Source organism: Proteus myxofaciens ATCC 19692 (assembly GCF_001654855.1).
In the GTDB taxonomy this organism is placed as follows: domain Bacteria; phylum Pseudomonadota; class Gammaproteobacteria; order Enterobacterales; family Enterobacteriaceae; genus Proteus; species Proteus myxofaciens.
Window position 1 is genome coordinate 1 of record NZ_LXEN01000006.1, and the last position, 7579, is coordinate 7579.

A 7579-nucleotide genomic window follows, 5' to 3' on the forward strand; every position below is an offset into this window, starting at 1 on the left:
TTGTTTTTGTTTATCAGTTAATTTACCTAACCATTGTTGCCATTGCTGTGTCACATTCTCTATACGACTCATTTGTGCACGATCGCGATTTGGATCAATAGCGAGTTTTTCCATTCGTTTTTCAATTGCACTTAAATAGCGAGGAATATCAGCCAGACGTTTCCAGCCATGAGATGTAACAAAACCAGGAAAAACTAAGGCGCTAAGTTGCGCTTTAATATCGGATAATGCAAATGCCACACTAATATCTACTCGCCCTTTTAGGCGTTTGTTGATAGCAAAAACTTGCGTTAATATCGCTTCAACTTGCTTAGCGATTTCTACTACAGCGTCATTTAACTCAGCTCTGACATATTCTTGCAGTTTTTGATATTGTTCTTCTTGCCATATTATTCCACCATAAGAGGCAATCAGTTTATCAATGCCACAAGCAATACAATCGTCAATTAATTCTAAAACTTTACCATAAGGGTTAAAGTAAAGACCTAATTTTGCTTTGTTAGGTAATTTTTCATGGAGATATTTTATTGGCGATGGAATATTTAATAGTAATAATCGTCTTATCCCCTGCCACATTGAGGCTTGCTGTTCAGACTCAGTTTCAAATAATTTAATTCCCACACTATTTTTTTCATCAACAAGAGCAGGATAAGCTTTTACTGAATATCCTCCTCTTTTCTGCTCATAGCGCTGTGGTAAATCGCCAAAACTCCAAATATGCAAATCTTGTTGTTCTATTCCATCATCAGCAACAGCAGATAACGTTTCTTGCACTTTTTCCTTTAAGTTCTCTTTTAATTTATTGAGATCTTTACTTTCTGCTAGTGTTTTATTTTTGTCACCAACAACACGGAAAGTCATTTTAAGATGGTCTGCAACTTGCTCTAGCTGCCAGCTCTCTCTTTCAATTGTTACCCCTGTCATTCGACGTAGTTCTTTTTCAAGTTTATCGAGTAATTCACCTTCAGGTTTAGTTACTCTCTCTAAAAATGCACTTGCATAATTTGGTGCAGGAACAAAATTACGGCGTATAGGTTTTGGTAATGATTTAATTAAAGCCACAATTAGCTCATGACGAATACCTGGTATTTGCCAATCAAAACCTTCATTTTTTACCTGATTTAAAATAGCTAATGGAATATGAACGGTTACACCATCAGCCGCAGTACCTGGTTCAAATTGATAGCTTAAACGTAGCTTTAAATTATCTTGTTGCCAAGAGTTAGGATAATCTAATGCACTCACTCTTTTTGCATCATCCTTAATTAGCATGTTTTTTTCAAAGCTTAATAAATCAGGTGATGTACGTTGAGTGTCTTTCCACCATTTATCAAAATGACGCGAAGAGATAATATCTTGTGGAAGGTGTGTATCATAGAATGCAAATAAAGTTTCATCATCCACCAATATATCGCGACGACGGGATTTATGTTCTAACTCTTCAACTTCAGTACGTAATTTTAAATTTTCACGGAAAAATGCATGACGAGTTTGCCAATCACCTTCAACAAGAGCATGCCGAATAAAAAGCTCACGACATAATAAAGGATCAATACTGCCATAATTAATTAAGCGAGAAGCCACAATAGGTAACCCATATAACGTCACTTTTTCACTCGCCATAACAGCACCTTGTGCTTTAGACCAATGCGGTTCACTATAATGATGCTTGACTAAATGGCCAGCAATAGGCTCTATCCATTCTGGTTCAATACGTGCTGCTACTCTTCCCCATAAACGAGATGTTTCTACTAATTCGGCAACCATTGTCCATTTCGGTGGTTTTTTAAATAATGCAGAACCAGGATAAATAGAAAATCGTGCATTTCTTGCACCTGTGAATTCTTGTTTATCAGTATCTTTTTGGCCAATATGTGAAAGTAATCCACTTAATAAAGAAACATGGACACTACGAAAATCAGCAGGTTCACTATTGATTGCAAAACCAAGTTCTTTAATCACTTGCCGTAATTGAGTGTAAACATCTTGCCATTCTCTTAGGCGCATAAAATTTAAAAACTCTTGGCGACACATTTTTCTAAATTGAGAATGACTCAATTCTTTTTGCTGTGTCTTTAAATAATCCCATAAATTTAAGAATGAAAGAAAATCTGAATCTTTATCTTGAAATCTTTTATGTTTTTCATCGGAAGCCTGTTGCTTATCAATAGGCCTTTCACGTGGGTCTTGAATAGACAGCGCGGCAGTAATAACCATTAATTCTCTTACTGCACTATATTTACGAGCTTCAAGAACCATTCTTGCTAAACGAGGGTCAATAGGAAGTTGTGCAAGTTGTTTACCCATAGGGGTTAAACGATAGGCACCTTTATTATCTGTGCCCTCATGTAATGCCCCTAATTCGTCTAATAAACGAACACCGTCTTGTATATTACGCTTATCAGGTGGTTGCACAAATGGAAAGCCACTAATATCACCTAAGCCTATTGATGTCATTTGAAGAATAACAGAAGCAAGGTTGGTTCTTAATATTTCAGGATCGGTAAATTCAGGGCGAGAAATATAATCATCTTCTGAATAAAGACGAATACAAATACCATCAGAAACACGTCCACAACGCCCTTTTCGTTGATTAGCTGATGCCTGAGAAATAGGCTCAATCGGTAAACGTTGTACTTTGGTTCTATAGCTATATCGACTAATACGAGCATATCCCGTATCAATAACATACTTAATACCAGGTACAGTTAAAGATGTTTCCGCAACGTTAGTTGCAAGAATTATTCTTCTGCCACTATGGGATTGGAAGATTCGATTTTGTTCACTATTAGAAAGTCTGGCAAATAAAGGTAATACTTCGGTATGACGAAGTTCTAATTTGTTAAGTGCTTCAGCAGTATCTCTTATTTCTCGTTCTCCGCTCATAAAAATAAGAATATCACCGGCACTTTCACGACCTAATTCGTCAATAGCATCTACAATACCATCAGTCATATCCTTATCAGTATCAACCTCATCACCACCAATAGGTCGATATCTTACCTCTACAGGGTAAGTTCTACCTGAAACTTCAATAATTGGCGCTTGATTAAAGTGTTTAGAAAAGCGTTCAGGATCGATAGTCGCAGAGGTAATGATCACTTTAAGATCAGGACGTTTAGGTAGAAGTTGTTTTAAATAGCCTAAGATAAAATCGATATTTAAACTACGTTCATGGGCTTCATCAATAATAATTGTATCGTATTGCAGGAGTAATTTATCTTGTTGTAATTCTGCTAATAAAATACCATCGGTCATTAATTTAACGAGTGTGTTATCGCCAACATGATCACTAAAACGGACTTTATAACCTACAGTTTCACCTAACGTACTTTTTAATTCATGGGCAATACGCTCAGCAACAGAACGTGCTGCTAAACGGCGTGGTTGTGTATGCCCTATATATCCTTTAATTCCTCGACCTAACTCAAGGCAGATCTTAGGAATTTGAGTCGTTTTACCCGATCCCGTTTCACCGGCAATAATAACAACTTGGTTATCTCTTATTGCATTATAAATTGCTTCTTTTTTCTGACTAACAGGCAAATTTTCAGGATAAATAATTTCAGGGCAATTAATTCGACGGTTCGCTATCACTTGCTGTGCTGTAGTAATATCTTGCTTAATAGCCGTTAATACCGCTTGTTTAGACTGCTCATTACTTATTTTTGCTACGCCTCTCAATCGCTTACGTAATCGTTGCTGATCTCGCAATGATAATTGCTCTATTTCTGAGTAGAGCATTGCAGATGATAATGCCACCTTTTACTGTCCTTTTTGATGTTATTTTAATCAAATCTATTGTGTTTATGATATCACAACAAGGTATTGGCACATAAAGGCTTGGTTAATTTTCTTAGTATATAAATTTTTAATATACAATTTATTTTAACTGAAGAAGTCATTCTGATGATAAATATTCAAACTAATCACATAAACCATCACAAGCAAAAATTGCTACAATTATTAATAAAAAGTAATTATAAAATATAATCTATAATTAAAATTATTTTTTGATATAGTGATTTTAAGCTCGATTTTATAAAAATCACCATTTATTTTTTTTGCTAATTAAGTTAAAAAGATAAATATTCTGTCAATCTTCTTTGAGTTGAATTTTAAGATTATTTTTTTTATTACAAAAGATTAATATGTTTATTATTCAACTAATAAATAGCCTTTTTACAGAAATAAAATTTGTAAAAAAAGATATAAATTAATATTATCCTCTTGCTCTTAATCATGAGTTATTTTATATCATATATCTTTATTAATTTTTAAAATGGATTTTAAAATGAAAAAATCATTATTTTCACTACTAATTCTTTCTACTATGTCTTTATCAAATCAAGCTATTGCTCTAAGTGAACTGGTTCATGATCATCTTATTTTAAATGAGAAAACTATTTCTATTCAGGGTAAAGTATTAAAAAAAGACCCAACCTGTACACTTGAAAATATTGCACCAATTTCATTAGATGATGTTTACGATGAGGATATTTCTCAAGCTAATGCAAAAGAGTTTAGTATTAAATTTTCTAACTGTACTAATTCTGACGTATATAATGAAATATCTATTGTTCTTAATGAAGAAGCTACTCCTGATTTAAAAAATATCAACAAAAATGATGATGCAAGTAATGTGTCAATTCAATTATTTGATGAAGAGAATTATCCAATTCTATTAAATAAAAAAAGTAATCTTACCATGAAGAAAGAAGTTGTTAATGGTAATGCTGAATTTATATTGAAAGCAAATTATAAAAAACCAGAAAATGAAGCAATCAAACCAGGTCAAATTGTATCTAATCTGACATTTAAAGCTTATATTAATGATGATATTTCACTCTATGAGTGATCGCTAATTTTCATTTAAAATAATAAAAAGCCGATAACTCGGCTTTTTATTCCTAAATAAAACAAATCACCAAATAAATTATTAAAAATTAATATGTTTAAAAATATCATAGTTTATATAATATCAATCCTTTTTATATCTTCATCTTATGCATCTATTCAAGTGAGTCAGGATAAGTTTTTTTATAAAGAAAATGACAAGGAAGTCTTATTCCATATTAAAAACAAGGATGAGCATAAAAAATATATTGTTCAGAGTTGGGTGTCAAACTATAACAAAGAAGACAATAGTGAAGCACCTTTTATTATTGTCCCTAGCTTAATCAAACTTTCGCCAAATGAAAAATTCACATTGAAAATTGTAAAAACAGAGGATGTAAAAGAAATAAACAAAGAGTCTGTGTATAGAGTAAATATAAAACTAGTTCCTATCGTAGATGATAAAATAATTAATAAAAATATTCTTCTTATCTCTTTAAACTCTATATATAATCTTTTTTATACACCTTTAAATATACTAAAAAATGACGATGATAAAAATATTGAAGTTGATTTTTTTACTGATGGTAAGAGTATCATTAAAGTAAAAAACCCAATGCCTTATTTTATTACTATAGAAGATATAACTATAGATAACATTAATATTCTAGATAAAGCAACAACAATACCACCGTACAAAAACCATATAATAAATAACAAAAAAACAACAAACATTAAAAATAAAAAAGTATATTGGAAAAGAAAAAATGAATATGGTGAAATCATAACAGGAACACCAAAGGATTTAATTAATGAATAAAATAAAAATAATATTTAAAGCATCTTTAGCACTGACATTGAACATATACCCTTTTTTTGTTTTTGCTGAAATTAATATACATCCTGTATATCAAAAAGCATTATCAAATATTGACAATAAGACCATTGAGGATTTATTAGGTAATAAAAACCCCAATGGTTATTACTCTACACATATTTATATTAACAATCAAAAAAAAGATACAGCTATTTTCTATTATGAAAATAAAAATAACAAACTAACACCAAAATTCAATCTTAATGATTTAATTCACTTAAATATCAACCCTTCTTTCTATGATATCCCTCTAGATTTAAATTCTGATTTTTTATTAAGTGATTATTTAATTGATTTTAATTATAGTTTTTTCACACAATCATTATATTTAACTATTCCACAAAAGGCATTTAGCGATAAAAAAAATATATTACCTAGCCAATTGCTCTGGGATGATGGTATACCTGCCCTATTTAGCACATATTCATATTTTGGAAAGTATAAAAAAAATAGCCAAATTGAGCAGAAGGTTAATTTAAATTCAGGTGTAAATTTAGGGGCATGGAGGGTACGTAGTCATAGTCATTACGCCCACACAAATAAATATAATCAGTTTAAATTACATTCATTATACGCTTATCGCCAGCTACATGGAATTTCAGCGACTTTTTATGGAGGTAGATTCACCCCTGTGAGTAGAATGCTATCAACGGATAAACTCATTGCTATACAAGTTATATCGAGTGATTTGTTATCAGGTAATGATATCTATAGAGCAAGTCCTACCATAGAAGATATTGCAGAGACTCAAGCTGAAATTAAAGTAAAACAACAAGGAAGGATAATTTATGAAACTATTGTCCCACCAGGCCCTTTTATTTTAAAAGATTTATCAACCATAGGAAGCAATGAATTAGAATTAGAAATAAAAGAGGCTGATGGACGTATTAGAAAAAGTATACATTATTTTACTTCAATGCCAAATCAATTAAAAAAGGGAAAATATCAATACAATTTCATTTCAGGTTATTCTGATAATAAATATCATCATAATGACACTCAAAATATTAAGCCTATTTTTTTCCTTGGAGAATTTTCTTACGGTATAAATCAAAAAATAACCGCTTATAGTGCAATAAGAAAAAATTTAAACACTGATACTTATTTTTCAGGATTTACTTTGGATCTAGGTCGTTTTGGTGGGTTAGCAACTGATATTAGCTATTTTAAAACAAGAAATCTACTTAAGTATCAATTCCGTTACTCCAAAAGATGGGCTGATACTAAAACATCTTTAAACTTATCTTCTGCATATTATCAATCTACAAAAGATAAATATAGCGCTCATGAAGGTAAAAAAAATTATAATATTAGAAATTATTACTCTTTTTCTATATTTCAGCCAATTAAATATTTAGGTTTATTTTCTATCAACTATCATCATAAAGACTTTTTAAATGGGAAAAATAGATTTACGATAGGTACTTCACTTTCATCCTCTATAAAAAAAATAAACTATAGTGTTAAATATCAATATAAGAAAGAAAACTTTTATAATGGTAATCATTTTTCTTTAAATTTTTACATTCCATTAACAAGAAAAAACAACACTTATCATTGGATAAATAATCAATTTTCTTACCATTCAAACAATAAGGATTATATAAACAATACAACACTAGGCGGGAATATTTTAGATAACAATAAATTAGGATATTCTATTAATTATCAACGTAATTTTGGAGGAAATAATGATTATTATACTACTTCAATAAATACACAATATCGAGGAAAGTATCAATCTTATTATCTCAATGGAACTCAGTTACCTAATGATAACTATCATCTAAGAGTAGGAGTCAATGGTTCCTTAGTTTTACATCAAGATGGTATCACCTTCGCTCCTCAGTTAGGAAATACTTTTGC

General features: G+C 30.9%; 4 protein-coding genes. 3 read left to right on the plus strand and 1 reads right to left on the minus strand.

Annotation, left to right across the window (positions count from 1 at the left end; translation table 11 throughout):
- A partial coding sequence (gene hrpA, locus M983_RS00640; RefSeq protein WP_066745478.1) for an ATP-dependent RNA helicase HrpA occupies positions 1–3762 on the minus strand: 3762 nt, incomplete at its 3' end.
- Positions 3763–4294: 532 nt separating this feature from the next.
- Here hrpA and M983_RS00645 point away from each other — a divergent pair.
- From M983_RS00645 to M983_RS00655, 3 genes are all read left to right on the plus strand, one after another.
- Positions 4295–4858: a fimbrial protein gene (locus M983_RS00645; RefSeq protein ID WP_066745480.1), complete on the plus strand. Its 564-nt coding sequence runs from the start codon at positions 4295–4297 to the stop codon at positions 4856–4858.
- Positions 4859–4951: 93 nt separating this feature from the next.
- Complete coding sequence (locus tag M983_RS00650; protein ID WP_066745482.1) at positions 4952–5656, plus strand: fimbrial biogenesis chaperone; 705 nt, start codon at positions 4952–4954, stop codon at positions 5654–5656.
- Positions 5649–7579: fimbria/pilus outer membrane usher protein (locus tag M983_RS00655; RefSeq protein ID WP_066745484.1), on the plus strand; the 1931-nt coding region annotated here is incomplete at its 3' end. The genes M983_RS00650 and M983_RS00655, both read left to right, overlap by 8 nt.